This is a genomic window from Mammaliicoccus sp. JADD-157 (assembly GCF_049310805.1).
Taxonomy (GTDB): Bacteria; Bacillota; Bacilli; order Staphylococcales; family Staphylococcaceae; genus Mammaliicoccus; species Mammaliicoccus lentus.
In genome coordinates this window covers 386,528-412,127 of the sequence record NZ_JBMOVZ010000002.1, presented here as the reverse complement: position 1 = coordinate 412,127, position 25,600 = coordinate 386,528, and the positions used below count along the sequence as shown (strand labels likewise).

General features: G+C 30.6%; 24 protein-coding genes and 9 tRNA genes. 27 read left to right on the top strand and 6 right to left on the bottom strand.

All coding sequences use genetic code 11. The annotated features are described in order from the left end of the window. Window positions 1-23 precede the first annotated feature (23 nt). The 9 genes from ACO6VN_RS08575 (at window position 24) to yhaM (ending at window position 10,761) form a co-directional block, all read left to right on the top strand. Entirely contained in the window at window positions 24-1,133 is a 1,110-nt protein-coding gene (locus ACO6VN_RS08575; protein ID WP_016999948.1) for a GAF domain-containing sensor histidine kinase, read from the top strand. 21 nt (window positions 1,134-1,154) lie between these two features. Beyond that, the gene (locus ACO6VN_RS08570; protein WP_016999947.1) at window positions 1,155-1,784 is read left to right on the top strand and encodes a response regulator; all 630 of its coding nucleotides are present in this window, start codon (window positions 1,155-1,157) and stop codon (window positions 1,782-1,784) included. A 155-nt stretch (window positions 1,785-1,939) separates the two neighbouring features. After that, window positions 1,940-3,217 carry a dicarboxylate/amino acid:cation symporter gene (locus tag ACO6VN_RS08565; RefSeq protein WP_064211358.1) on the top strand — a complete coding sequence of 426 codons (1,278 nt, stop codon included), beginning with the start codon at window positions 1,940-1,942 and terminating at the stop codon, window positions 3,215-3,217. A 162-nt stretch (window positions 3,218-3,379) separates the two neighbouring features. After that, the gene (xdrA, locus tag ACO6VN_RS08560; protein WP_016999946.1) at window positions 3,380-3,838 is read left to right on the top strand and encodes an XRE family transcriptional regulator XdrA; all 459 of its coding nucleotides are present in this window, start codon (window positions 3,380-3,382) and stop codon (window positions 3,836-3,838) included. A gap of 64 nt (window positions 3,839-3,902) precedes the next feature. Further along, the gene (locus tag ACO6VN_RS08555) at window positions 3,903-5,033 is read left to right on the top strand and encodes a DUF445 domain-containing protein (RefSeq protein WP_422404478.1); all 1,131 of its coding nucleotides are present in this window, start codon (window positions 3,903-3,905) and stop codon (window positions 5,031-5,033) included. Window positions 5,034-5,107: 74 nt separating this feature from the next. Then, window positions 5,108-5,482, top strand: a complete 375-nt coding sequence (locus tag ACO6VN_RS08550) for a YlbF family regulator (protein WP_016999944.1) — start codon at window positions 5,108-5,110, stop codon at window positions 5,480-5,482. A gap of 218 nt (window positions 5,483-5,700) precedes the next feature. Continuing rightward, window positions 5,701-6,885: a metallophosphoesterase family protein gene (locus ACO6VN_RS08545; RefSeq protein ID WP_016999943.1), complete on the top strand. Its 1,185-nt coding sequence runs from the start codon at window positions 5,701-5,703 to the stop codon at window positions 6,883-6,885. A 4-nt stretch (window positions 6,886-6,889) separates the two neighbouring features. Further along, window positions 6,890-9,820 (top strand): ATP-binding protein, encoded by a 2,931-nt coding sequence (locus tag ACO6VN_RS08540; RefSeq protein ID WP_016999942.1) that lies wholly within the window; start codon window positions 6,890-6,892, stop codon window positions 9,818-9,820. Further along, complete coding sequence (gene yhaM, locus ACO6VN_RS08535; RefSeq protein ID WP_016999941.1) at window positions 9,820-10,761, top strand: 3'-5' exoribonuclease YhaM; 942 nt, start codon at window positions 9,820-9,822, stop codon at window positions 10,759-10,761. The genes ACO6VN_RS08540 and yhaM overlap by 1 nt, the downstream gene beginning before the upstream one ends. Before the next feature lie 336 nt (window positions 10,762-11,097). Here yhaM and ACO6VN_RS08530 read toward each other — a convergent pair whose 3' ends face one another. From ACO6VN_RS08530 to ACO6VN_RS08510, 5 genes are all read right to left on the bottom strand, one after another. Continuing rightward, complete coding sequence (locus tag ACO6VN_RS08530; RefSeq protein ID WP_017001042.1) at window positions 11,098-12,066, bottom strand: peptidylprolyl isomerase; 969 nt, start codon at window positions 12,064-12,066, stop codon at window positions 11,098-11,100. 72 nt (window positions 12,067-12,138) lie between these two features. Further along, window positions 12,139-12,702, bottom strand: a complete 564-nt coding sequence (locus tag ACO6VN_RS08525; RefSeq protein ID WP_017001043.1) for a DUF3267 domain-containing protein — start codon at window positions 12,700-12,702, stop codon at window positions 12,139-12,141. Between the two features lie 36 nt (window positions 12,703-12,738). Then, window positions 12,739-13,284 (bottom strand): HTH-type transcriptional regulator Hpr, encoded by a 546-nt coding sequence (locus ACO6VN_RS08520; protein WP_017001044.1) that lies wholly within the window; start codon window positions 13,282-13,284, stop codon window positions 12,739-12,741. Window positions 13,285-13,379: 95 nt separating this feature from the next. Then, window positions 13,380-13,757 carry a YtxH domain-containing protein gene (locus ACO6VN_RS08515; RefSeq protein WP_017001045.1) on the bottom strand — a complete coding sequence of 126 codons (378 nt, stop codon included), beginning with the start codon at window positions 13,755-13,757 and terminating at the stop codon, window positions 13,380-13,382. A 65-nt stretch (window positions 13,758-13,822) separates the two neighbouring features. Further along, window positions 13,823-14,245, bottom strand: a complete 423-nt coding sequence (locus tag ACO6VN_RS08510; RefSeq protein WP_017001046.1) for an HIT family protein — start codon at window positions 14,243-14,245, stop codon at window positions 13,823-13,825. Between the two features lie 129 nt (window positions 14,246-14,374). On the opposite strand from ACO6VN_RS08510, the gene ACO6VN_RS08505 reads away from it, so the two are divergent. After that, complete coding sequence (locus ACO6VN_RS08505; protein ID WP_017001047.1) at window positions 14,375-15,112, top strand: ABC transporter ATP-binding protein; 738 nt, start codon at window positions 14,375-14,377, stop codon at window positions 15,110-15,112. Next, window positions 15,105-16,325 carry an ABC transporter permease EcsB gene (gene ecsB, locus ACO6VN_RS08500; protein WP_064205123.1) on the top strand — a complete coding sequence of 407 codons (1,221 nt, stop codon included), beginning with the start codon at window positions 15,105-15,107 and terminating at the stop codon, window positions 16,323-16,325. Before ACO6VN_RS08505 ends, ecsB begins: the two co-directional genes overlap by 8 nt. Window positions 16,326-16,453: 128 nt before the next feature. Here the strand turns inward: ecsB and ACO6VN_RS08495 are convergent, their stop codons facing one another. Continuing rightward, window positions 16,454-16,960 (bottom strand): antibiotic biosynthesis monooxygenase family protein, encoded by a 507-nt coding sequence (locus ACO6VN_RS08495; RefSeq protein WP_017001049.1) that lies wholly within the window; start codon window positions 16,958-16,960, stop codon window positions 16,454-16,456. Between the two features lie 164 nt (window positions 16,961-17,124). On the opposite strand from ACO6VN_RS08495, the gene hemE reads away from it, so the two are divergent. The 16 genes from hemE (at window position 17,125) to ACO6VN_RS08415 (ending at window position 25,163) form a co-directional block, all read left to right on the top strand. Then, window positions 17,125-18,174 carry a uroporphyrinogen decarboxylase gene (gene hemE, locus ACO6VN_RS08490; RefSeq protein ID WP_422404477.1) on the top strand — a complete coding sequence of 350 codons (1,050 nt, stop codon included), beginning with the start codon at window positions 17,125-17,127 and terminating at the stop codon, window positions 18,172-18,174. Between the two features lie 41 nt (window positions 18,175-18,215). Then, the gene (gene hemH, locus ACO6VN_RS08485; protein WP_017001051.1) at window positions 18,216-19,136 is read left to right on the top strand and encodes a ferrochelatase; all 921 of its coding nucleotides are present in this window, start codon (window positions 18,216-18,218) and stop codon (window positions 19,134-19,136) included. A gap of 32 nt (window positions 19,137-19,168) precedes the next feature. Continuing rightward, entirely contained in the window at window positions 19,169-20,563 is a 1,395-nt protein-coding gene (gene hemY, locus ACO6VN_RS08480; protein WP_194201407.1) for a protoporphyrinogen oxidase, read from the top strand. Between the two features lie 220 nt (window positions 20,564-20,783). Next, window positions 20,784-20,858, top strand: a tRNA-Glu gene (locus ACO6VN_RS08475). An 87-nt stretch (window positions 20,859-20,945) separates the two neighbouring features. Next, window positions 20,946-21,019 (top strand) — tRNA-Met (locus tag ACO6VN_RS08470). A gap of 18 nt (window positions 21,020-21,037) precedes the next feature. Next, a tRNA-Asp gene (locus ACO6VN_RS08465) sits at window positions 21,038-21,113 on the top strand. Window positions 21,114-21,124: 11 nt separating this feature from the next. After that, a tRNA-Phe gene (locus ACO6VN_RS08460) sits at window positions 21,125-21,197 on the top strand. A gap of 18 nt (window positions 21,198-21,215) precedes the next feature. Continuing rightward, window positions 21,216-21,291, top strand: a tRNA-His gene (locus ACO6VN_RS08455). A 16-nt stretch (window positions 21,292-21,307) separates the two neighbouring features. After that, window positions 21,308-21,378: transfer RNA gene (locus ACO6VN_RS08450), tRNA-Gly, on the top strand. 10 nt (window positions 21,379-21,388) lie between these two features. Continuing rightward, window positions 21,389-21,463: transfer RNA gene (locus tag ACO6VN_RS08445), tRNA-Asn, on the top strand. Window positions 21,464-21,466: 3 nt separating this feature from the next. Then, a tRNA-Glu gene (locus ACO6VN_RS08440) sits at window positions 21,467-21,538 on the top strand. A 40-nt stretch (window positions 21,539-21,578) separates the two neighbouring features. Further along, window positions 21,579-21,667 (top strand) — tRNA-Ser (locus ACO6VN_RS08435). A gap of 500 nt (window positions 21,668-22,167) precedes the next feature. Continuing rightward, window positions 22,168-22,908: a trypsin-like serine peptidase gene (locus ACO6VN_RS08430; RefSeq protein ID WP_194201406.1), complete on the top strand. Its 741-nt coding sequence runs from the start codon at window positions 22,168-22,170 to the stop codon at window positions 22,906-22,908. 276 nt (window positions 22,909-23,184) lie between these two features. Next, entirely contained in the window at window positions 23,185-23,673 is a 489-nt protein-coding gene (locus tag ACO6VN_RS08425) for a MarR family winged helix-turn-helix transcriptional regulator (protein WP_017001054.1), read from the top strand. Next, window positions 23,670-24,077 carry a VOC family protein gene (locus ACO6VN_RS08420; RefSeq protein ID WP_422404476.1) on the top strand — a complete coding sequence of 136 codons (408 nt, stop codon included), beginning with the start codon at window positions 23,670-23,672 and terminating at the stop codon, window positions 24,075-24,077. Before ACO6VN_RS08425 ends, ACO6VN_RS08420 begins: the two co-directional genes overlap by 4 nt. 171 nt (window positions 24,078-24,248) lie before the next feature. Next, window positions 24,249-25,163, top strand: coding sequence for an ABC transporter substrate-binding protein (locus tag ACO6VN_RS08415; protein WP_422404475.1), 915 nt, complete (start codon window positions 24,249-24,251; stop codon window positions 25,161-25,163). Window positions 25,164-25,600 lie beyond the last annotated feature (437 nt).

The window sequence follows — 25,600 nt, the reverse complement described above, 5'->3', positions numbered from 1 at the left end:
CAATGATGATAAAGGTGATGTAAATGGAGAAACCGACACGTACAAGTTTATTGAAAGAAATTGCAGAGTTTTTAAATGAAGAAACAGAAATGTATAGTATGATGCATGGTGCTCTTAAAAAATTAGTGAATGGAAGTAATTTTCATACAGGGTGGATTTTTTTCATTGATGAAGAAGGACGTCATGAATTAGTTGCAGAAGAAGCATTACCGCCTGCTTTAACACATAATGATTGTCAATATATGACTGAAGGTACGTGTTGGTGTGTCACAGCTTATCATAATAAAAAATTAACAAAAGCCTCTAATATTATTAATTGTTCTAGAATTGTTAAGGCAACTAGAGAACATCATGATAAAACAGATGGTATTACTCATCACGCTACAGTGCCTTTAAGATCAGGAAATGAACAATTTGGCTTATTAAACATTGCTACGCCAGAAACAAAAAGATATTCTGAAGAAGACTTAGAATTATTAGAATCAGTAGCTTTTCAAATAGGTTCAGCAATCAAAAGGATTATATTAACAGATCAAGAAAAAGAAGCTGCAAGAATAAATGAAAGAAACAGATTAGCGAGAGACTTACATGACTCAGTAAATCAAATGTTATTTTCTTTAAAGATTACAGCTCATGCTGCTAAAGGTATCACAGATCACGAAGAGGCTAAAAAAGCATTCCAAACAATTGAAGAAACAAGTCAAAGTGCGGTAAATGAAATGAGGGCTTTAATTTGGCAATTAAAACCTGTTGGTCTAGAAAACGGTCTTATTTCTGCAATTAAACAATACAGTCAATTTATTCACGTTGAATCTGAATTTGAAGTTGAAGGTTTAATTGACTTACCGAATACAATAGAAGAGAATGTTTATCGCATTATTCAAGAATCATTAAATAATATTAAGAAACACTCTGGAACACATCATGCCAACATTTATATGGAACAAAACAAATTACAATTTAAAGTGGTTATTATAGATGAAGGCATAGGATTTGAAAGTAGTAAAACAGAAAAAACAGTTTCTAATGGTTTAAGAAATATGAAACAGCGTGCACAAGTTATGAAAGGACATATAGAAGTCAGTTCTAGTACAAATAAAGGTACCAAAATAGAATTAACAATACCACTTTAAATGTGATTAGGGGTTGTAAAAATGAATTATCAAGTAATATTAGTGGATGACCACCATATAGTAAGACAAGGATTAAGATTTTTGATTGATACAGTAAAAGATTTTAATATCGTAGCAGATTTTCCAACTGGAAAATTATTGTTAGATTATTTAGAAGAAAATGAACAACCAGATATCATATTGCTAGATTTAGTAATGCCTGAGATGAACGGTATTGAAATAACTGGTATTCTAAAGAAAAAATATCCAAACGTAAAAGTATTAGTTTTAACGAGCTTTCTTGATGAAGAACATGTCATATCCGCGCTTGATAAAGGAGCGGATGGATATGAAATAAAAGATGTAGAACCAGAAGCACTGATACAAACAATAAGAGACGTATTAAAAGGTGAACGAAAAATTCACCCTAAAGTTCAATCTGTTATCTCTGAAAGTGAACAAAAACCACACAGAGCTAATAAATTATCAAAGAGGGAAATAGAAGTACTAAAAGAGATGGTAAAAGGGAAAACTAATAAAGAAATAGCAGAAACACTTTTTGTATCTGAAAAAACGATAAAAACCCATGTTAGCCATATATTAAATAAGCTTAAAGTTTCAGATAGAACTCAAGCTGCTGTTTACGCTATGGAACACCAATTAATCAATTAAATACTTGATTATTTCAATGAGTTAATATCAAAATTTTGATATTAACTCATTTTTTTGTATAAAATTTTAAATAAGTCTTACAAAAAGAAAGCGCTTACTATATAATAATGACATGGAGAAATTATTTTACGCTAACAATTGGGGGTAGTATAAATATGAAAGTAAAAAAGAATTTAACTTTAAAGATTGTTATAGCGTTAATATTAGGTATAGCAGTGGGATCTATATTTAATATTTTCGAAGGTAATAGTTTTGTTCAAAATACTAATCAGTATGTATTTAATGTACTAGGGCAAATATTTCTGAATCTAATATTCATGTTAGTAGTTCCAGTAGTGTTTGTTTCTATCGTATTAGGTGTTGTAGGTGTCGGTGATCCTAAGCTGCTTGGTGGTATTGGTTTAAAGACCGTTATCTTTTTCTTAACAACAACAGCTATTGCAATAATTATCGCAATGGCTTTAGCACTTGTATTTAAACCAGGTGCTGGCCAAGGAGACTTATTAAATAGTGACGAAGTTAAGAAATATGGAGCTGAACAGAAAGCTAAATCTGGGGATGCTGAAGCACCAGAAAATCAAACATTCGATCAAACGCTCATTAATTTATTCCCTAAAAATCCAATGCAGTCTATGGTTGAACAAGATATGTTACCAATTATCACATTTGCGATTTTCATTGGTATAGGAATGATAGCATTAGGTAATAAAATTGAAGTCGTCAGGACTTTTCTCGAACAGACCAATGATATACTCATGTATATCGTTACAATGATTATGAATGTATTTGCTCCAATAGGTACATTTGGTCTAGTTGCAACGGCATTCACGAATGCCGGTTTTGGAGCTATCAAGCAACTAGGTATGTACTTCGTCATTGTATTGTTGGCTTTATTCATCCATTTCTTTGTTGTTTATGGTGGAGCAGTCAAATTCTTAGCAGGAAAAAATCCTTTATGGTTCTTTAAAAAGTTCTTACCAGCAATTGCTGTAGGATTTAGTTCATCTAGTTCAAATGCAACGTTGCCTATCTCTCTAGAATGTACAAAAGATATGGGAGTTAGAAAGGAAGTTAGTTCATTTGTTCAACCACTTGGTGCAACAATCAACATGGATGGGACAGCCATAATGCAAGGTGTAGCTACAATATTCATTGCTCAAGTATCTGGAATAGACTTGACAGTAATGCAAATGGTTACTGTAGTTATAATAGCTGTTATAGCATCTATTGGTACAGCTGGTGTACCTGGGGTGGGATTAGTGATGTTAGCTATGATTTTAACATCAATCGGTATAAACCCAGCCGCAATCGGTATGATTATCGGTATAGATAGATTATTAGACATGACACGTACATCAGTAAATATTACAGGTGATGCAGCATGTGCATTAATTCTTTCTGAGAGAGAAAAGTCAAAATTGGCGAAAAATTAACATTTCAACGTATTAAAGAGATAAATTGATAAAAAATCAATTTATCTCTTTTATTTTTATGCAAAATGTATTATGATGATACTTGTGCTCGAAAAAATCGTGTATTTTTGCAACATAATATAATAAATTAATAATAGAATTTAAATAGAAAGGTAGTTATTGATGGATAAACAAACTTTTACAACGATAATTCAAACAAAATTTAAAATGGTTCGTATTGAGGCAGGTTACACTCAAGATACAATGGCGAATACAGTAGGATTATCTAAAAAAACTTTAGTACAAATAGAAAAAGAACGTGTATTACCAAACTGGACAACTTGTGTATCTATCTGTGCATTATTCAGAGATTCAGACGTTTTAAACACAACATTTGGTTGTGACCCTCTAGAGGTAATTCAAATTATTTCTCGTCATCATTGTGCATATCCAAACCATGATAATACGAGTGATATTTATTGGACTACTATTGATGCAAAATCAGGCTACATTTTACAATCTAATAAAAAAACAGATTTGTATAGAGTTTTAAATGACGAACGTCAACCAATATTTGGTACTGCGAAGAAACGTGAAGCAGAAACATATTTCTTACGTAAAACTCAATCATTATTTGTTTAATATTTGTGAAAAGCTACTTCTTAGATTATTCTAAAGAAGTAGCTTTTTTTAAAGGAGAACAGATATGACAACTATATTAACAATAATAGGAATGGTGATAATAGGTTCAATTATTGGTGGCTTTACTAACTTTGTCGCTATTAAAATGTTATTTCATCCATACCATGAAAAGAAAATTTTTGGTTATAAACTACCATTTACTCCAGGACTTATTCCAAAAAGAAGAAATGAATTATCGGAAAAAGTAGGTCAGATGGTAACAAACCATTTATTGACTCCGGAAGTATTTAAAGAAAAACTTGTTAACCCTAATACTAAAAGTGTTCTTGAAGATACAATTAAAGTTCAATTTAAAACATTAAAAGAAAAAAACTACACACCACAAGATTTTATAAATAGAATTGATTATCCATTGGAAGAAAAATTAAATGAAACTTTAAAAAATACAATAGAACAAAAAGTGGATAAATATTATGAAATTCATCAAAAAGATGCAATTCATAGTTTAATCCCTGAAGAAATATATGAGGATTTAAGTCGACAAGTGAATCGTGTTACACCTGAGATATTATCGAAAATTGATATTTATTTAGCATCTGATAAAGGCAAAAATGATATATATACAATGGTAGAAGAATTTTTCGAACAAAAAGGAAAAATGGTGGGCATGATTCAAATGTTTATGACTACTGAAGACATTGTATATAAGGTTCGAAAAGAACTGAGAAATGTAATTAAGCAAGAAAAAATTCATAATATGATTGATTTACAAGTACAAACACAATATGAAAAGTGGATGTCAAAATCATTAGATGAAGTTGTTACACTTGGAAGGAAAGATAAAGCAAAAGTTCTTATCGCTGATGAAATAACTGAATCTGTTAATGTGCATAAATATTTAAACACACCATTATTTGAACTTGTACCAAGTTTATTTGAATATATGGAAGGTAAAGGTACAGAAAGATTTATTGACTATATGATTCAAAAAGTTGGAGATAATATTAGTTTAATTCTAGAAAGAATGAAATTAGCAGAATTGATTAAAGAACAAATTGATCGCTTCGAATTGTCATATCTTGAAAAGTTAGTAATAGAAATTTCAAACAAAGAGTTGAAATTAATCACATTACTAGGATTTGTATTAGGTGGCATAATAGGCTTGTTCCAAGGTATAATCGCTATTTTTGTATAAGCTTTCGAAGTGTGATACAGTATTATTGGAATTGATATTCTAATACACTTTTTAATTATAGGAGCGAATTTATTATGGCAGAAGTAAATATTTATGACAAAGCGAATGAACTAGAACAAACTTTACGTGAAAGCAACGAATATAACAAAATTAAAGAGCAATACGAAAAAGTAAATGCTGACCCAGAAACTAAAAAATTATTCGATGAATTCCGTGAAGTTCAACTAGATTTACAAAACAAACAAATGCAAGGCGAAGAAATCTCAGAAGTAGATATCGCTAGAGCTCAAAAGTCAGCACAAGAAATTGAGCAAAACGAAACAATTTCTGAATTAATGCAAGCTGAACAAGCTATGAGTCAACTTATTCAAGATTTAAACCGTGTTATCATGAAACCATTAGAAGATATTTATGGTAGTCTTGAAGATAATCAAGAAGGTCAACAATAATTCTTAATTTCAAAAGTCTTGTTAGGTACGTAGTCGTATCTAACAAGACTTTTTTTAGGTTTAAACCGTTGTTTATTACCTTTGTCATGTATCGTATATGCCTTGAATATGGTAAAATTAATACATTAAAAGACTACTTATTAATCTGATTATTCTATTGAATTGTGCTTGAATAAAATAATTAAGAAAATGAACTAATAGTGAAAGAGGTTAGTTAAATGATTAAATTTATACATTGTGCAGATTTACATCTTGATAGTCCATTTAAATCTAGACATTATTTAAGCCCTTCTATTTTAAACGATGTTAAACAGAGTGGTTATAATAGTTTTACTAATATTATTGATGATGCAATAAAAGAACAAGTTGACTTTGTTATTATTTCAGGTGATTTATTTGATCAAGATAACAGAACTTTACGTGCGGAAGTTTACTTGAGAGAACAATTTAAAAAGCTAGAACAAGAACAAATATTTGTATATATTATCCATGGTAATCACGACCCATTATCAGATTCAGTTCATACTGTTTGGCCAGAAAACGTTACGGTATTTAGTGATAAAGTTTCAACATATCAACTTATCACAAAAAATGGTCAAGTCGTTTATTTACATGGATTTAGTTATCAAAAAGATGCAAGTTATGAAAATAAAGTTGATGAATACCCTGAATCAACTGGCAATAAAGGTATACATATTGGATTACTACATGGAACTTATTCTCAAGCTTCGAATGTCAAAAACAGATATACTGAATTTAATGTGGAAGACTTAAACAGTAAACTTTATCATTACTGGGCTTTAGGACATATACACGAGCGCCAAATGATTAGTGAACTATCTCAAATTCACTATCCAGGTAATATTCAAGCACGTCATTTTAAAGAAAAAGGCGAAAAAGGCTATTTATTAGTAGAAGGTGATGAGGCGAAGTTAGAAGCCAGATTTAAACCGACACAATATATACGTTTTGAAAAAGCTATAATTGAAACAAAAGCTAAAGGTAAACATGCATTGTACGAAGCGATTCAAAAGTTCAAAGATAGTGTGCGAACTGAAGGGAAAGCCTTCTACCAATTAGACGTATATGTAAAGCATGATGAAGTACTTAAGCAAGAAGAAATTAATCAAGTTATTCAATTGATTCAAGAGTATGAAGAAAATCAAACTAATTTTATTTTTATTGAAGAATTAAATGTATTTTATGAACAAGATTCTGAAGTGATGTTAGCTAACGAATTTAATGATGATATTTTAGAAGATGACCAAATATTAGAAGATGCATTGAGCGATTTATATATGAATCCTAAAGCAAATCGTTTCCTAGAACCGTTTAGTGATATTGATAAAGAAGCACTCATTGAACGTGGCGAAGAAATTTTAAAAAGAAGAATGAGAGGTTAAAGCGATGAAATTAAAATCATTAGAAATTTATGGCTATGGCCAACTCATGTCTCGTAAAATTAAATTTGACCAAAGTTTTATGCAGATTTATGGAGAGAATGAAGCCGGTAAATCCACTATACAAGCATTTATTCATTCTATTCTATTTGGGTTTCCAACAAAGAAAGAAAATGAACCGAGACTAGAGCCACGATTAGGCAATCAATACGGCGGTAAATTAGAACTAGATTTTGATGGTCAAAGTGTAGAAGTTGAACGCGTTAAAGGTCGTGTTACTGGAGACGTTAAAGTTTATCTCCCAAACGGTAAAGTTAAAGATGAAGAATGGCTTAAACAAAAACTAAATTTCATTAATAAAAAAACATATCAAGGTATTTTTTCATTTAATGTTTTAGGATTACAAGACATTCATAAAAATTTAACTGAAGATCAATTGCAAATGTATTTATTACAGGCTGGTGCTTTAGGTTCTACAGAATTTACTGGTATGAGTAATTTAATGCAGTTAGAAAAAGATGCATTATATAAGAAAAATGGGAAAAACCCAATTTTAAACGTTCAACTTGAACAGTTAAATGATATAGAAATAAAAATTAAAAACGAAGAAAAGAAAATGGCGGAATATGAACGGTTACAAGATGAAAAAGATAAAGTATCTAGAAGGTTAAACCAACTAAAAGATAATTTAGGTAATCTTACAAATCGTTTATCTAGTAAAGAAAAAGAAATATCTTTACATAAAGATGTAGCTGAATGGAAAGATTTAGAAACAAAATTAAACATCGAACCATATACATTCCCTGAGCAGGGGATAGAGCGTTATGAATCCGCTATTAGAGCTAAAGAAAGTATTAAGCGAGATTTAACTTTACGAAATGAAAAACTTACACAAGTAAATCATACATTAAATCAAGTCAAAGTGATGTCAGAACGTGATGAAAAGGCATTAAATAGCATTCGTCAAAGAGAAACTGATATTAAAGAAAGACATCAAGAATTAAAGCAGTTAAATAAACAAATTGAAGATACAGAACGTGATAATACGTTACTACGTCAAGATATTGGCTGGGATGAAGAATATTTATCTGTAGACACATCTGAAGCAATGAAAACACATATTGCTGAATTAAATAGAATTAAAGATGAAAATATCGCTGAACGTGAACAAATTAAACGTGCGATGAACCAACAAGATATTGAACAAGAGCGTTATAATCATAGCATCGAAAGATTACACAATGACTTAGTTTCAGATGAAAATTATGAACAAAAGAAAGTATATAATCAAAAGGCTTTAGAGCTCGGGGAAAAACGTTCACTCTATCAAAAGATGGAAGACAGTTTTAAAAAGCAAAAAGAAGAAAATGAGAAAAGAACAAAACAATATCGTTTAGGCTCAGTAATTGGTGGAATTCTGTTTGTTGCGATAGCAATATATGCATTTGTTATATCTCAATTTGTATTTTGTGGTATATTTGCCGTTGTTGGTTTATTACTTCTTGTACTATCATTTTTCATTAAAACAAAAGAGTTAGATCATGATGAAGCATTTTCAAGAGAAATTGATGAACTTGAGGAGAAGGTGTCTCAGCTTAAACAGTTTTATAGTTTGGACTTTAATTTAGAAGAACAAACAAAAATAAGACAAGAATTAGATCGTTATTATCAATCACAAGAAATACTTGCTACAAAGCAAGCAGAACTAACTAAAGAATTAGAAAAAGTGGAAGATATCATAGCGAAAAAAGAACGAGCGATTGAGGAAACAAAATCAAGTCTACACGTTTCAAATCAATTATCTTCTCAGTTATTAAATGATGCTCTAAATACAATTAAGAAAATTAAACAAAACAGAATCGAAATAGATAGGCTATCTAAAATAAGAAATGAAAAAGAAGAAACAATAAATGCATTTTACAGAGAAGCTGATAGTATTGTCAGTCATGCTGGTATTCATTATCAAGAAATCTCTTTATTCCATGACGTCAAACAAACTCTAGACGAACAACAAAAAGAATCTAATATTAAAGCGAGAAATATCGAACAACAAGCTTTACTCACAAATGAAATTAACGCTTTAAACGAAAGATTAGAAGAAAATAATAATGTTATACAGACTCTGTTCGATTATATTAATGTACAAGATGAAGAATCTTATTATCGTCATCATAAAGAGTATGTAACGTACCATGAGAATTTAAATAGATTTTCTCAATTAACAAACTATTTAAGTAATCAAAACTATGATTACGACAAAAATACGCAACTTAGTTATATGACGAAAACAGATTTAGAAAATGAAAGAACTCAATTAGAACATCAAGTCGATGAATATAATGATAAATATTTATCAGTACAAGCTGAAATTAGTGATTTAACCGCAAAAATTAACCAGATGGAAACAGATGAAACATTATCTAATTTAAGACATGAATATCATTTATTAAAAGAAAAAGTGAACGAAACAGCAAAAGATTGGGCAGCTTTAAGTTATTTACAAAGCTTAGTTGAAGCTCATATTAAACAAATTAAAGATAAACGTTTACCATTTGTAGTGAAAGATGCCACGGATATCTTAAAAACATTAACAGAAGGTAGATATAATCAAGTTATATATGATGAACAAACGGTGAGTGTAAGGCATGAGAATGGTCAAATATTCCATCCAACTGAATTAAGCCAATCAACTAAAGAGTTATTGTATATTGCTTTAAGATTTAGCTTAATTAAGTCGTTACACAAATATTATCCGTTTCCAATTATTGTTGACGATGCATTTGTTCATTTTGATAAACAACGTAAAGAAATAATGATTAAATATTTAATGTCAATGTCTAAAGATATACAAGTGTTATACTTTACATGTAATAAAGATAATTCTGTTCCACAAAAACAAACAATAACTCTGACAAAAATAGAAGGAGGCAAGAATTAATGAGAACGATAGAAACACTAAAGCCAGGAGATTCGGTTGATCATTACTTCTTAATACATCGTGCAACTCAAGGCGTAACAGCACAAGGTAAGCCATATATGACACTTTATTTAAAAGATAAAAGCGGAGATATCGAAGCAAAAGTGTGGACTGTCACTAATGAAGACATAAAACTACTTGTTCCAGAAACAGTTATTCGCGTTAAAGGTGATGTTATAGATTACCGTGGACGTAAACAAATGAAAGTAAATAAGTTTAGAGTAGCTACTGAAGAAGATAATGTAAAATTAGAAAACTTTCTAGAAGCAGCACCTCTAACAATTGAAGAAATGTCAGATGAAATCATGACATATGTATTAGATATTGAAAATGCTAAATTACAAAGAATCACACGTATTTTACTAAAAAAATACCAAAAAGATTACTTCACTTTCCCAGCAGCGAGCTCACACCATCATAACTTTGTATCTGGACTAAGTTATCATGTTGTAACGATGTTGAGACAGGCAAAAGCCTTATGTGATATATATCCTATTTTAAATCGTAGTTTATTATACAGTGGCATTATTTTGCATGATTTAGGAAAAGTTAAAGAACTTTCAGGGCCAGTAGCTACAACTTATACAGTGGAAGGTAATTTATTAGGACATATTTCAATTATTAGTGATGAAATATCTCAAGTTGCAAAGGAACATAATATAGAAGGCGAAGAAGTTATGTTACTTAGACATCTTGTCTTAAGCCATCATGGTAAATTAGAATATGGATCGCCTAAACTGCCAATGGTCAAAGAAGCAGAAGTTCTTCACTTCATTGATAATTTAGATGCGAGAATGATGATGTTTGAAAAACATCTTAAAAAAGTAGAAAAAGGACAATTTACAGAACGTATTTTTGCATTAGAAAATAGACAGTTCTATAAACCTGAAACTTTAGATTAATATAACGAGAAATAGGGAGTGGGACAGAAATCTCATTTTATTAAAAAGATTTCGTAGTCCCACCCCCGGCAAGGATGACTAGGTATGAAAAAAGATTGTTATAAGCGCATTTTCATACCAGTCAGCTACTGCCAATACAAAAAAAGAGTCTGAGACAATTATTTATGTCTCAGACTCTTTTTTATGAGGTAAAGCACGTGGAATATTGCAAGAGAAGGTCCACGTGCAACATAAAGCGGACACTTCATATAAAAAATGGGAGTGGGATAAAAATCTCATTATAATAAAAAAGGCTGAGACATGTATTTATGTCCCAGCCGGATTTAGTAGTTTTATTTATTGAGCCGTTTGTTGTTGTGCAGCTTGCATTTGTTGCTGTTGTAGAGCTTTAGCATTTAAGATATTATCTTCGATTGATTTTTTAATATCTTTATCTTTGTAGTCTACTTTGTACTCATCTAATAATTTCTTGTATGCATTAATGATAAGTTTTGGTTCTTTTTGAATTTTCATTTGACGGTATTGTTCTTTTAGGCTTTCTTTTTGTTTTTTACTAGCTTCGCCTTTGTCAGCTCTAATTATATGGTAACCATATTGAGATTTCACGACATCAGAAATTTCTCCGTCTTTAAGTTTAAATAATGATTTTTCAAATGCTTCATCCATTTGACCTTTAAGTACAAATCCTAATGAACCATTTTTATCTTTTGTACCTTCGTCTTGTGTTTCTTCTTTAGCTATTTTATCGAAGTCATCTGGGTTATCTTTGATTTTTTTAAGTAAATCGTCTGCTTTTTTCTTAGCTTCTTTATCACTTAAGCCATCTTTAGAATCTTCAGATTTAACTTTTATTAATATATGAGAACCTTTTTTAGCATTTTCTTCAATTTCTTTATCAGAAACTTTTATAGAATCGTTAATAAATTCTTCTTGATATTTAGAAGTTTTTTGTGATTCCTTGAAGTCTTTTAAAGTTGCACCAGGTTTCTCTTGTTGCAATGCTTCTTCGAATTTCTTCTTGCCACCATATTGTTCAATTTGCTTATCAACTTGTTTATCTAATTTTTTAGTGTCAACTTTGTCCTCGTATTTATCTTTTAAGACTTTGTTAAGAACAATTTGAAAAGCATTTTGAGCGACTTCATCGCTACCCATTTTATCTAATACGTCTTGAGATGATACATCGCCAGCTTTTGTTTCGATTAAAGTTTCTCCTGAATTATCTGAACCATTACCACAGGCACCTAATGTTAAAACTGATGCTGAAAGTGTTACGGGTAACACTAATTTTTTAATTGATTTCATAAATTAGAACTCCTTTTGTAAGAATACAATGATAAATATAGCACATTTAGGAAATTGATTACAAAAAATATCCTATAAATGTTCTGTATTTAGTGAACGTTTTGTTAACAACTCGATGCCATTCTTTCTTTCTTCTATATAAGTCCCTTTTTTAGTAAACAATATAATTTTTAAATAAAGTAAATCTATAATAGATATACCTATATTAACTGACATAATAAATAAAATATAATGTCCATATTGAGGGATGATATTGATTAGAAAAATAGAAAGTGCAGTTATGGTTACAATAGGGCATATAAGTGCACAACAAAATACAATCTTATTTACTGGTTGATCTACACGTATATTATATAATGGTAGACCACGTTTTGCTTTAGTCGTTTTATTCATCTTAAATGACTTACGATAATAAATGAGTACAATCAGGTGCAAAAATTTATGAATTGGATAAATTAAGCAAAGGACGAATAAGAATAAAATAAACTTATCGTCCTTTAATGGTTGAATTTGTAAATACATGAATATTTCGTAAGTGACGATAAATGTTAAAAATGAAACTAAAGTACTAATTAATACAATTCTCTGTAATCCATACCGAGATTGTATATTGATGGATTTAGAACATAGAAACATAAGTATGTCACCTTCTCAGATATAATTATCTTGATATTATGCATCATCTTCTGATTGTTCGTCAAGTAGATATTTTTTAAGTTGTTCGTGGTTATCTTCAATATGTTTAATAAAATCACTACCATAAATTTGACCAACGATATATTTAACATCGGTAAATTCTGGCATATTGAACATAACTTTCTCATAATCGGTAGCTATATCATATAGTCTGTTTGTGTCATTTGAATAACTAAAATAAGTTTTACGTAATACTGACAATCCTTTATCAGTTAACTCTAAATAAGTAGTTCTTTTATCGTGTTGGCTTTTAGGCATTGTTAAATAGCCACGTTTTTCTAAGTTTTTAGCAAAATTAAATACTGTAGAAACGTGCATAACACCGTATTTACTAACTTCTGAAATAGTTGCTTCATCTAAGCTTCTTATAATAATTAAAATATGATGTTCATTGATGTTTAAATCAAAAGGTTTTATCCATTGTTGCCAATCCTTTTCGATTGTTTTCCATAAAGCTTTCGATAATTGTGAAACTTTATGAGTGAATAACATTTTCTCTATCATATCCCGTTCATTCGTCATAACAATCTCCCCTTTATTTGTAAAATAAAAGCATGATACTTATGTATCATGCTAAGATGTAACACTTTAATAATATAATAATTTTAACATGTTTTCTATTTTTTTAGAAATGGTAGTTTCGTATTTTGAATTTCTTTTTGAATTTCATTACCACGATTACTTATATTTTCAATATTTTTTTGAATGCGATCAATATTCGGGTCGATATCAGCCTTAAATTGACTAATCATCGTTTTTATTTCTTCACTTAATGATTGAATAGCTATTTGACTTTCATCTTTAGTTTTTAAAACATATTCTTTAATTTCTGCTACGTTATCTTTAATTTCATTTATTTGAACTTTTGATCCATCAGCAGTTGATTTTAAATCTGTGCGTAAAGCATCACCTGAGCGATCAGTGTTAAGTATTGCTGTTGCAAAACCAGTTGCAAGTCCAACACCTACACCTAAAGCGAATCTTGTAAATTTCATAATTTTTCCTCCTTAGTACTCTTAGTTATTTATTTACCCATTTAAAGAAGAGATAAGCACAATTATTAAAATTGTGATTGGATAGCTTTTGCAATTTCTTCTTTTTTAGCATCGTCTAATTTATCTTCATTTGTTTCCCAAATGTAGCCAAATCCATCGATATCATCTTTATATCTTGGAATAAGGTGGAAGTGTATATGATATACAGATTGTGAAGCAAACTCACCGTTATTTTGAATAATGTTCAAGCCATCAGGATTAAATGCTTTTTTAATGGCATTAGCAACAATTGGTAACGCCTCAGAAATATGTTTCATCGTTTCTGCATCTGTTTCATAAATATTTGGTGAAGCTTTTTTCGGAATTAATAACGTATGACCTTTAGTAACTTGTGAAATATCTAAAAATGCATACACGTGTTCATTTTCATAAATTTTAAATGAAGGAATTTCTCCGTCGATTATTTTGCTGAATATTGTTTCTGACATGTTATCATCTCCTATGTAAATATTATGTTTATTATATCATGCTCAAAGTTTCTTCTCATTAGATTAAGATAATATTTGATGAACGAAACAATAAGAACATGCTACAATGTATTTTGGAGGTGCGTTCACATGGCAATTAAAGTGAATAATTTAACAGGCGGCTATGGCAAGAAAGCTGTCATCCATGATATCTCATTCGAATGTAAAGCTAATGAAGTAGTAGGGCTTATCGGTTTAAATGGAGCAGGGAAAAGTACTACTATTAAACACTTATTAGGATTATTGACACCACAACAAGGTGAGATGTCTGTTAATAATATTGATATAAAATCTGATATAGAATCATATAGAAGAAATCTTACATATATACCGGAAAGTCCAGTATTATATGATGAATTAACATTAGAAGAACATATTTATATGACTGCTATGGCATATGGAATTGATAAGAAAACAGCACTAGATAGAGCGATGCCGTTATTAAAAAGATTAAGACTAGAAAATGAATTGAAAGTATTCCCAATACATTTTTCTAAGGGTATGAAACAAAAGGTCATGATTGTATGTGCATTTTTAGTTGAACCAGCACAATATATTATCGACGAACCATTTTTAGGACTGGACCCTCTAGGTATTCAAACTATGTTAGATCTTATTGTTGAAAGACGAAATCAAGGTGCATCAGTGTTAATGTCTACTCACATATTAGCAACTGCTGAAAGATATTGTGATCGTTTTATTATATTGCATAAAGGTAAACTCATCGCGATGGGAAACTTAGATGAATTAAGGGAAAAGACAGGACTTACAAATGCTACTTTGGATGATATTTATATTCATTTAACACAAGGTGAGACATATGTATGATGCTAAAAGTTTATTTAATACAAGACAAAAAGAAGAGTTAATTGAGAAGTTAAATTATAATAAATTTATATTTAACGGTCACTTTCTTATATTTTTAACAATTATGCTTGGTGCGTTTGCTTTAGGTTATAGTAATTGGCTACAAGATATACCACAAAATATAAATTATAGGTTGATATTAAGCGTAATTTTAGCAGTTGTTTCTATATTTCCACTTAGAACACTTTTCAGAGAAGCGGATAAGTTATATTTATTACCATTTGAAAAACATTTAAGTATTTATATCAAAAAAGCAATAATATATAGTTATATCAATAGATTGTTTCTACCTATAATCGTATTAATTGTAGGGTTTCCATTATTTTATGAATTATTAGGGAGTAAATTTTATTTATACATTACAGTTATAGTATTAAGTTTTATTTATCCTTTAATGGGGCTCATTATTAAATGGTTTTGGTTAAAGTATGGTCTTGAAGTATGGGGTGCAAACATATTATTATTCATTGTTTATGCCAGTGGTTATTTTATAACGTTAAAAGTAGGGCTATTTTCAGGAATTACGACAATATTAGTACTAATTTCATTAGTCATTTTAATGGAGAGTATTAATAGAGGAACTTTCTATCAATGGGAAACATTAATAGCAATTGAGTATAATCATAAGATGAATTATTATAAGCTTGTAAATATGTTCACAGATGTGAAAGTATTAAATGAAAGAACAGTTCGAAGAAAGTATTTAGATTTATTCTTAAGAATACCATCTTCTAAGAAGTTCAATGAAAATTATATGTACAAATTTCTATTTATAAGAAGTTTTGCGAGAGGGAAAGATGCATTCTTTATTGTATTGAGATTTCTTATTATAGGACTAATACTTATATGGTGGATTGATCAGGCTATTATTTCGGCAATATTAGGCGCACTTATTATGTACTTACTCATTTTACAATTATCGCAGTTTTATAAACAACAAGCGTATGGACTATGGCCACAAGTATGGCCAGTAAATGAAGATAAAGTCATTAAAGGTTATCATCAATTTTTAATATCTATGATGTGGGTACTAGGTGCTATATTATCAATTATTTATATAGTGAAATTTGTTACGACATCATATTTCTTTATAATATTCTTCATTGTAGGTTGGCTAACTATCGATTCCTCTATTAAAAAAATAAAAAAACATCAAGAACTATTAAGAGATTAAAAAAGGAACGGAACAGAATGACTAGGATTGAAAAAAGTTTGATATAAGTGCATTTTCAATCTAGTCAGTTACCGCCAATATAACAAAAGAGTCTGTGACATTGATTATGTCACAGACTCTTATTATTTTTATTCGTCATCTTCAGGTCTATACCAATATTTCGTATAGTTAGCAGTTGAATATTGTTCTGCACCAGAGAATTTTCGTGTTGCTTCTCTTGAGAAATATTCAGCGAAAAATGCTGACTTCGTAAAGTCTTCATAAGATTCATTAGAATCGTAACCTAAAAGAATCATGTAAGTATCACCTTTTTTAGGACGTAATAATCTAAAGGATTCAAAACCTTCAAATCTATCGAACTCACTATCGATATTAGTATAATGATTTTCAAATCGATGTCTCATTTCTTCTGAAACAGGAATGTAGCTTGCTGCTATGAACTCATGGTCATAAAACTCACCTCGAGATTCGATAACACTATATTCTCTTGGTTGTGCAAATACAGATTCACCATTTGTTTCGTGAATAAGAACTGTAGTATCTTGTCTAGTATAATGATGAATATTTTCGTTTGGATGTTTCTTCATTATGTTTTGAAGAAAATGATATGTTCCTGTTGTTATATAAAAGTTCATAATTTTTTACCCCCTATCTCTTTAATTAAATTATAAACATGTAAGCGGTAAAATAAAACATATATCTGAATGTTTTGTATAATTTATGACTTTTTTCACACAATGATGTGTTTATAACAGAATATGTTAGAATAGATTGTAATGATTATAATGAGGTGAAATAAATGAGTGTACCGTTTAACGATACAATTTTAAAGGCAACAAGAGGAGAAAAAACAACGCATACACCAGTATGGTTTATGAGACAAGCAGGGAGATCTCAACCTGAATATAGAAAGATTAAAGAAAAATATTCTTTATTTGAAATTACACATCAACCTGAGTTATGTGCTTATGTTACAAAATTGCCTGTTGATCAATACAATACGGACGCAGCAATTTTATATAAGGATATAATGACACCATTAACTGGTATTGGTGTAGATGTAGAAATCAAGGCTGGAATAGGTCCAGTTATTCATAATCCTATTAAGGACATTTCAGACATAAACAAATTAGGAGAAATTAATCCTGAAGAAGATGTTAAATATGTCTTAGACACTATCAAGATATTAACTCAAGAACAATTAAATGTTCCTTTAATAGGATTTACAGGTGCGCCTTTCACTTTAGCGAGCTATATGATTGAAGGTGGACCTTCAAAAAATTATAATAAAACAAAAGCGTTTATGTATCAGCAACCTGAAGCATGGTTTAAATTGATGGATATGTTAGCAGATATGTCTATACGCTATACACATGCACAAATAGATGCAGGTTGTAAGATGATTCAAGTGTTTGATTCATGGGTAGGGGCTTTAAATGCTGAAGACTATCATTACTTTATTCGACCATCTATGAATAAAATTTTCAGCGCAATTAAAGAGAAAAATGTACCGGTTACAACATTTGGAGTAGGAGCTAGTCATTTAATTGAAGAGTGGAATCAATTACCTGTAGATGTAATTGGTTTAGATTGGCGTTTACAAATTAAAGAAGCAAGAGCAAAAGGTATAACAAAAGCGCTACAAGGTAATTTAGACCCAGCTGTATTAATGGCTCCATGGGAAATAATAGAAGATAAATTAAAACAAATATTAAATCAAGGCTTAATGAATGATAACTATATCTTTAATTTAGGTCATGGTGTATTTCCAGAAGTTCAACCATCTACATTACAACGCGTAGCAAAATTTGTACATGATTATTCAGCAGAATATAAATCAAAACAGTAATCACATTAAATAGCTTTAATTTAATAGAGGGAGTAAGGAAAATGAGTAAAAAAATAGGATTATTAGTTATGGCATACGGTACACCTTATGAAGAAAGTGATATCGTGCCTTATTACACACATATTAGACGTGGGCGCAAACCTTCAGATGAACAAATTGAAGATTTGAAAAGCCGTTACAAAGCAATTGGTGGTATTTCACCTTTAGCAGGTACAACTAAAAAGCAAGCTGAAAGTCTACAAGGAGCTTTAAATGAAAATTATAAAGATGTAGAATTCCAACTTTATATCGGCCTAAAACATATCAATCCTTTCATTGAAGATGCAGTTGAACAAATGAATAAAGATGGAATTGATGAGGCTGTTACAATCGTATTGGCTCCACATTATTCAAACTTCTCAGTAGGTAGCTATAATAAACGTGCTCAAGAAGAAGCGGATAAATATGGTATTAAACTACATCATGTTGAACAATTTTATAATGAACCAGCATTTATTGAATATTGGACTACAATGATTAACGATACGTTACAAATGATTCCTAAAGAAAGTCATGATGAAACTGTACTTATCGTTTCAGCTCATAGTTTACCGGAAAAAATTAAAAAAGCTAATGATCCTTATCCAGATCAACTAGAAGAAACAGCTCGTATTTTAGCTGAAGAATCAGATATTAAACATGTTTCAGTAGGTTGGCAATCTGAAGGACAGACAGGTGAACCTTGGTTAGGACCAGATGTTCAAGATTTAACACGTGATTTATATAATGAAAAAGGTTATAAGCACTTTATATATACTCCAGTAGGATTTGTATGTGAACATTTAGAAGTTTTATATGATAATGACTATGAATGTAAAGTAGTATGTGATGAATTAGGCGTAAATTATCATAGACCGCCTATGCCGAATATCGATCCAAAATTCATTGAGGCTATGGTTTCCGCAATAAATAAAAAATTCTAATTCGATTCTCGAAGAAGAAAGAAGTGTGAAATATGTCAAAACGAATTGCAATAATTGGGGCAGGGATAACTGGGTTATCTGCTGCCCATTATTTAAGAAAAGAAGATTCAGATTTAAAAATAGATGTTTATGAACAATCAGATAGAGTTGGCGGTAAAATTAAAACTTACCGTAAAGATGGATATACAATAGAATTAGGACCAGAATCATATCTCGGTAGAAAAACTATTATGACAGAACTAGCAGAAGAAATAGGGATTGCTGATGATTTAGTAACAAACAAAACAGGTCAATCTTATATATACAGTCATAACAAGCTATATCCTATACCAGGTGGTTCTATTATGGGTATTCCTACAGAAATAAAACCATTTTTAAAAACCCAATTAATATCTCCACTCGCTAAAGCTAGAGCTGGGTTAGATTATTTCTTGCCAGTTAAACCAATGCATACTGATATATCAATAGGTCACTTTTTTAGACACCGACTAGGAAATGAAGTACTTGAAAATTTAATTGAACCGTTAATGTCTGGAATTTACGGCGCAGACATTGATAAATTAAGTTTGAAAACTACTTTCCCACATTTTAAAGAGCAAGAAGAACAAGAAGGTAGTCTCATCAAAGGTATGATTGCACAAAAAGCAAAAAATAAAGCGAATCAAAATGTTACTGTAAAACCTAAAGGGCAGTTCAAACAATTCAAACATGGTTTGGAATCTTTCGTTAATACATTAAAAGATAACCTTGAAGATAGAAATGTAAAAATAAATTTAAATTCAGAAGTTCAAAATGTTAAACAAAAAGGCAAAAAAACAGTTGTCACAGTTAATGGTAAAAATCATCATTATGATGGTGTCATTGTAACAACGCCACACCAACATTTTGTGAAGTGGTTCCAAGATGATATAGAATTAGATTATTTCAATTATATGCCTTCTACAAGTGTTGCTACAGTTGTGATGGCTTTTGATAAAGAACAAGTACTTAATGATAAAGATGGTACTGGTTTTGTAATAGCTAGAACGAGCGATACTGCTATAACTGCATGCACATGGACTAATAAAAAATGGCCACATACGACGCCTGAAGGCAAAGTATTACTAAGAGCTTATGTAGGTAAGCCTGGGTCAAATATTATTCATCATAAAGATGAAGAACAACTTAAACAAGTAGCACTAAATGATTTAAATAAAATTATGACGATTAAAGGTGAACCTGAATTCTTCATTGTAACGAAATTACCTAATAGTATGCCGCAATATGAAGTAGGGCATATTGATCGTATTCGTCATATACAAAAACATATTGAAGATAATTATAACAATTTAATTCTTACAGGAGCATCATTTGATGCGGTAGGTTTACCAGATTGTGTTCAAATGGCGAAAAATGCAAGTGATAAAATGATAAATTATTTTAATTAATTAAGGATTTATATTTAAAGATAAGGCTATATTTTTATGTAATTCACATTATAATTTTTAGCTTTATCTTTAAAAAATCTTTAAAAATCAAGTCTATTTTTCCCTTTAGTGAAAATTGTATCGAAGATGTTAAAAGTACTTGTTTTTTATTAAATAAAGTAAAGAAATAGCATTGACCTTTTCTATATTTCTATATATAATAAAGTAGTTCTCATGGAGAGGCCCCTTGGTCAAGCGGTTAAGACACCGCCCTTTCACGGCGGTAACACGGGTTCGAGTCCCGTAGGGGTCACCATTTTAAATAAAATAATTTTAATATTTTCTTGACATAGTATTAATAATTGTGTTATATTAAAAGGGTAGCCGATTTATTTAATATTAAAGCGGGATGGAGCAGTTCGGTAGCTCGTCGGGCTCATAACCCGAAGGTCGGTGGTTCAAATCCGCCTCCCGCAATTACTTTTTTTCAATGATGGTCCCGTGGTGTAGCGGTTAACATGCCTGCCTGTCACGCAGGAGATCGCGGGTTCGATTCCCGTCGGGACCGCCATTTATAAATTTGGCTCAGTAGCTCAGTCGGTAGAGCAAAGGACTGAAAATCCTTGTGTCGGCGGTTCGATTCCGTCCTGAGCCATACTTTTTTACAAGTATGGCGATTGTGGCGAAGTGGTTAACGCATCGGATTGTGGTTCCGACATTCGTGGGTTCGATTCCCATCAGTCGCCCCATATAAATTTTTACTACGCGGGTGTAGTTTAGTGGTAAAACCTCAGCCTTCCAAGCTGATGATGTCGGTTCGATTCCGATCACCCGCTTCATTATTATTCCACAGTAGCTCAGTGGTAGAGCTATCGGCTGTTAACCGATCGGTCGTAGGTTCGAATCCTACCTGTGGAGCCATAAGGCCCCTTGGTCAAGCGGTTAAGACACCGCCCTTTCACGGCGGTAACACGGGTTCGAGTCCCGTAGGGGTCATATAATCAGAGGTGAAATATCGCTTCTGATTTTTTTATGTGGAGAGTTGTCCGAGTTGGCCGAAGGAGCACGCCTGGAAAGTGTGTAGGCGTCACAAGCGTCTCGAGGGTTCGAATCCCTCACTCTCCGTTTGTACCTTAATTATCAACAACTCCAAGACGTTGATATTACTAGCTTTCTTCATTATTTGAAGGAAATTTATAAAGAGCAAGTGTCAAAAAAGTGTCAAGAGAATAATTCTCTGACACGTTGACCTTGCTCTTTTTTTGTTCATGAAATAAATGATAGTGAATATCGAGGGGATTGAAATATTAGAACCTCTTAATTTTTTACTGATGAATTTAACTGGAATAGATTTATTTAATAATATGAACTGTTTTATTACGTTTTTTATACTTTATTAAAAAAAGTTAATGGAGTTCTTTTCTATAAACTATATATTTACAATATTTTTAAGACACTGCAATGTTAATAAGGTAACATTGTGGTGTTTTTTGTATATTTTAAAATTTATTAGAATTTTAAATTGAAATATATGTAATATTTATTGAAAATTTAGTATGATAAAAGTCAGTATATAATAATATTTGCATATCAAAATAGAACATCAAAAGATAGAAGGAGCAAAAATGAAAAAGATATTATTTTTGAGCACTATAATTATACTACTTGCTTCAGGCTTTATGTCTGCACAGGCAAAAGCAGAACTTAATTTAGTAACACCAGTCAATCAATCTGTAACAAAATTAAATATAGAATTTGGAAACTATAAAGGAGAAATAGAGAAAGTTAAACATACGGGTTGTACAGGGACTGTTATTTCTAAAGATACAGTTTTAACAGCGTCTCACTGTCTCTATAAACATGACATAGCTGGTAAGGCTACTAAAGTAAAAATAACTCCTGGCCAAAATAAAGATGAAAAACCAAATGGTGTGTTTGAATCAAAAGATATCATCATACATGAAGGTTGGTTAGATCAAAATACTCGCTGGAGTTATGATATTGCGATACTAAAAGTTAAACCCAATAAAAATAATCAACATATAGGGGATGTTGTTCCTCCTGTGTCTATGGAGACGAAAGATTCTAATAGAAAAGTAGGCACACAAGTTTCTTCTGTGGGATATCCAGGATTCAAAGAAGAAGAAGAAGGTGTAAGTCAATGGGGAAATGTAGGTAAAATAATAGGGTCTTCAGAATACTTAATTGAGACAGATATAGAAGTCTTTCCAGGACAGTCAGGAGGTCCACTACTTAATAAAAAAGGACACACATTAGGCGTTTTAAGTGGACCAAGAGAAGGAAAAACTACATACATATCTATAAACGATGAAATATATAATTGGATTAAAGCAAATATGAATTAATGCAACGTATTGTTATATACTGAACTATAATTACTATAGTTAATCCATTTTAGGGGATGGTTTCTTTTTTATATTCAATATTTATTAATAACTATCTTTTAAGATATTTTATACTTAAAGACCTTACTTAGTTAACGCTAGGTAAGGTCTTTTTTACTTTTTAAATAATTTTAGAAAGTGGTGTGTAAAGAAAAGTCATTGCAATATAAAATCACACGTGTTAAGTTAGTTAGATAACAAAGTATCTTGATTATCAAGGTAAAAGGAGGTATACTTTTGAAAGAAAATAATAAAGATGAAATAAATCATTCTGATGAAGAATTAGTTTCTCTTGTGAGAGGTTTAGGAACGCGCATTGTATTATATCAACAACGTGTTTCTGAATTATTGAAAGTTTACAGTCATGACTTTACTTCGATAGATTTATTACGAGAGACTGGGCCTATCACAGCAGGTGATTTGGCTAATAAAGTAGGATTAACAACTGGAAGTGTTACTTCATTAGTAGATAGATTAGAAAAAGTAGGCTACGTGAGAAGAGAAAGGCATCCTGAAGATCGTCGTAAAGTTATTATCGTTCCACAATATGAACAAAAAGTTGAAGTTCAAGAGGTTTTTTCAGATTTAAATAAGAATTTGCTAGGATTAAGCTCTAACTATAATGAACAAGAATTAGAAACAATTAAAAGTTTTTTAGGAGGATTTACAGAGTTATTAGAAACTCAAATTCAGAATTCAAAAGAAGAGAAAGAGGTAAAAAAATGAAACTTAATCATATAAATATAGCAGTTAAAGATGTTGTGACGACAAAGGAATTTTTAGAAAAATATTTTGGTTTAAAATGTATTGCTACCGCTGGAAATATGTTTACAGCATTAAATGACGATGATGGTTTGTTATTCAATTTAATAAAAGATGAAAATCCAAGTTATCCAGATACGTTCCATATAGGCTTTCCACAGGAAGATGAAGAAAGTGTAGACAAAATATATGAGACACTTAAAGAAGACGGTTTTGAAGTGTGGGAACCAGCTTTAGCACATGGTTCATATACATTTTACTTTAAGTCACCAGGAGAATTTACAATTGAAATATACACTCAAGCAGAAGAAAAAACAAAAACAGTAGTACATCCATATTTTGATGATTTTTCAAACAAAGATAAATAATATACTTTATTTTAATATTTAAAACCCTGTACACTAGGGTTTCTTTTTTTACTTTTATAAATTATTTAGTTTATCAAAATATGAATAATATATCTTTTTTACAATTTTATATTGTAGAATCCTAAATTAATAGTATAATTGATAAAGATTCTCAATAAAGGAGTGTAAAAATTGAAAAGATATTTATTTTTATTTATGGCATGTTTAGTATTCTTGTTAGCTGCGTGTGGCAATAATGATAGTAAAGATTCCAAAGATAGTAGTGATAGTAAGGAAGTTACATATACTGACCAAGATGGTAATAAAATTAAGGTTCCTAATAAACCTAAAAGAATTGTAGATTTAACTGCTAGTTATGGTAATTTTAAAAAATTAGGTGTTGAACCTATAGCAATTACTAATGTTTATCCTGATTCAAAGTTCTTAAAGCAAGATGATATTAAAAAGGTAGATCCTGAAGATCCTGAAGCTGTTGCTAAATTGAAGCCTGATTTAATTATTGCATATGCTGAGAATAAAAATATAAATAAATTGAAAAAAATAGCACCAACTGTATCGTTTAGAGTTAAGGATTTAACTTATAAAGATATGCATGAAGATATTGGCAAGTTAGTTGGTAAAGAAGATGATGCAAAACAACAGATTAAAGATTTAGATAAGAAAATGAAAGATGATGGTAAGGAAGTTAAAGAGAAACTAGGGGAGGATAATACTTATACGATTATGGATATCCAACCTAAACTTATGTATTTGTTCGGACCTGGATTTGGTAGAGGTAGTGATGTCATATATAATGGTTATGGCTTGAAACAAGATTCAGATGCTAAGAAAGATATTCCTAAGGAAAGATACATGGAAGTTTCACAAGAAGATTTCCAAAAGTACACTGGCGATTACCTATTAGTGCCGACTCAAGATGGCAAAGCTCCTAATAATGCATTTACTAAGAGTAACGTTTGGAAAAATACTGACGCAATTAAAAATGACCATGTCATTTATTACTCAATTAATGAATTCTTGTATTCAGATCCTATTTCTTTAGAAACACAATCTGATTTCTTTAAGAAAGAACTTTTAAATAAATAATGAATAAAAAGTCTGGGATATAAATCCTAACTCAAAATAAATAACATCTCATTTCACTGATTTATTCAGTTAGAAATGAGATGTTATTTTTATATAATCTTCGATTTTGTTCGTGCATGCTTGCCTTAATAGAAATAAATATAAGAAAAAGAGCTATGGACATAAAACCTTAGCTCGTTTTTTGGATGAGATTGATCAAAAAGCAAGAGGTGATATTGTAGTTGGATTTACGACCACAATAATCCAAGTACACGCACCTTTATTGGATTTACCACGACATTAATCCAACTAACAATAGTATTTTAGGGTTTTTAGGACATTTATGACTCAGGCTCGTTTGTTATATTGCCAGTAGCTGACTGGATTGAAAATGTGCTTATACAAAGCTTTTTATAATTCTAGTCATTCATGTCGGAGTAGGACTACGAAATCTTTAA

Excerpts from the sequence above, each read along its gene's own strand:
- ACO6VN_RS08575 (WP_016999948.1), top strand. The coding sequence starts at position 24 with ATGGAGAAACCGACACGTACAAGTTTATTGAAAGAAATTGCAGAGTTT.
- ACO6VN_RS08570 (WP_016999947.1), top strand. The coding sequence starts at position 1,155 with ATGAATTATCAAGTAATATTAGTGGATGACCACCATATAGTAAGACAA.
- ACO6VN_RS08565 (WP_064211358.1), top strand. The coding sequence starts at position 1,940 with ATGAAAGTAAAAAAGAATTTAACTTTAAAGATTGTTATAGCGTTAATA.
- xdrA (WP_016999946.1), top strand. The coding sequence starts at position 3,380 with ATGGATAAACAAACTTTTACAACGATAATTCAAACAAAATTTAAAATG.
- ACO6VN_RS08555 (WP_422404478.1), top strand. The coding sequence starts at position 3,903 with ATGACAACTATATTAACAATAATAGGAATGGTGATAATAGGTTCAATT.
- ACO6VN_RS08550 (WP_016999944.1), top strand. The coding sequence starts at position 5,108 with ATGGCAGAAGTAAATATTTATGACAAAGCGAATGAACTAGAACAAACT.
- ACO6VN_RS08545 (WP_016999943.1), top strand. The coding sequence starts at position 5,701 with ATGATTAAATTTATACATTGTGCAGATTTACATCTTGATAGTCCATTT.
- ACO6VN_RS08540 (WP_016999942.1), top strand. The coding sequence starts at position 6,890 with ATGAAATTAAAATCATTAGAAATTTATGGCTATGGCCAACTCATGTCT.
- yhaM (WP_016999941.1), top strand. The coding sequence starts at position 9,820 with ATGAGAACGATAGAAACACTAAAGCCAGGAGATTCGGTTGATCATTAC.
- ACO6VN_RS08530 (WP_017001042.1), bottom strand. The coding sequence starts at position 12,066 with ATGAAATCAATTAAAAAATTAGTGTTACCCGTAACACTTTCAGCATCA.
- ACO6VN_RS08525 (WP_017001043.1), bottom strand. The coding sequence starts at position 12,702 with ATGTTTCTATGTTCTAAATCCATCAATATACAATCTCGGTATGGATTA.
- ACO6VN_RS08520 (WP_017001044.1), bottom strand. The coding sequence starts at position 13,284 with ATGACGAATGAACGGGATATGATAGAGAAAATGTTATTCACTCATAAA.
- ACO6VN_RS08515 (WP_017001045.1), bottom strand. The coding sequence starts at position 13,757 with ATGAAATTTACAAGATTCGCTTTAGGTGTAGGTGTTGGACTTGCAACT.
- ACO6VN_RS08510 (WP_017001046.1), bottom strand. The coding sequence starts at position 14,245 with ATGTCAGAAACAATATTCAGCAAAATAATCGACGGAGAAATTCCTTCA.
- ACO6VN_RS08505 (WP_017001047.1), top strand. The coding sequence starts at position 14,375 with ATGGCAATTAAAGTGAATAATTTAACAGGCGGCTATGGCAAGAAAGCT.
- ecsB (WP_064205123.1), top strand. The coding sequence starts at position 15,105 with ATGTATGATGCTAAAAGTTTATTTAATACAAGACAAAAAGAAGAGTTA.
- ACO6VN_RS08495 (WP_017001049.1), bottom strand. The coding sequence starts at position 16,960 with ATGAACTTTTATATAACAACAGGAACATATCATTTTCTTCAAAACATA.
- hemE (WP_422404477.1), top strand. The coding sequence starts at position 17,125 with ATGAGTGTACCGTTTAACGATACAATTTTAAAGGCAACAAGAGGAGAA.
- hemH (WP_017001051.1), top strand. The coding sequence starts at position 18,216 with ATGAGTAAAAAAATAGGATTATTAGTTATGGCATACGGTACACCTTAT.
- hemY (WP_194201407.1), top strand. The coding sequence starts at position 19,169 with ATGTCAAAACGAATTGCAATAATTGGGGCAGGGATAACTGGGTTATCT.
- ACO6VN_RS08430 (WP_194201406.1), top strand. The coding sequence starts at position 22,168 with ATGAAAAAGATATTATTTTTGAGCACTATAATTATACTACTTGCTTCA.
- ACO6VN_RS08420 (WP_422404476.1), top strand. The coding sequence starts at position 23,670 with ATGAAACTTAATCATATAAATATAGCAGTTAAAGATGTTGTGACGACA.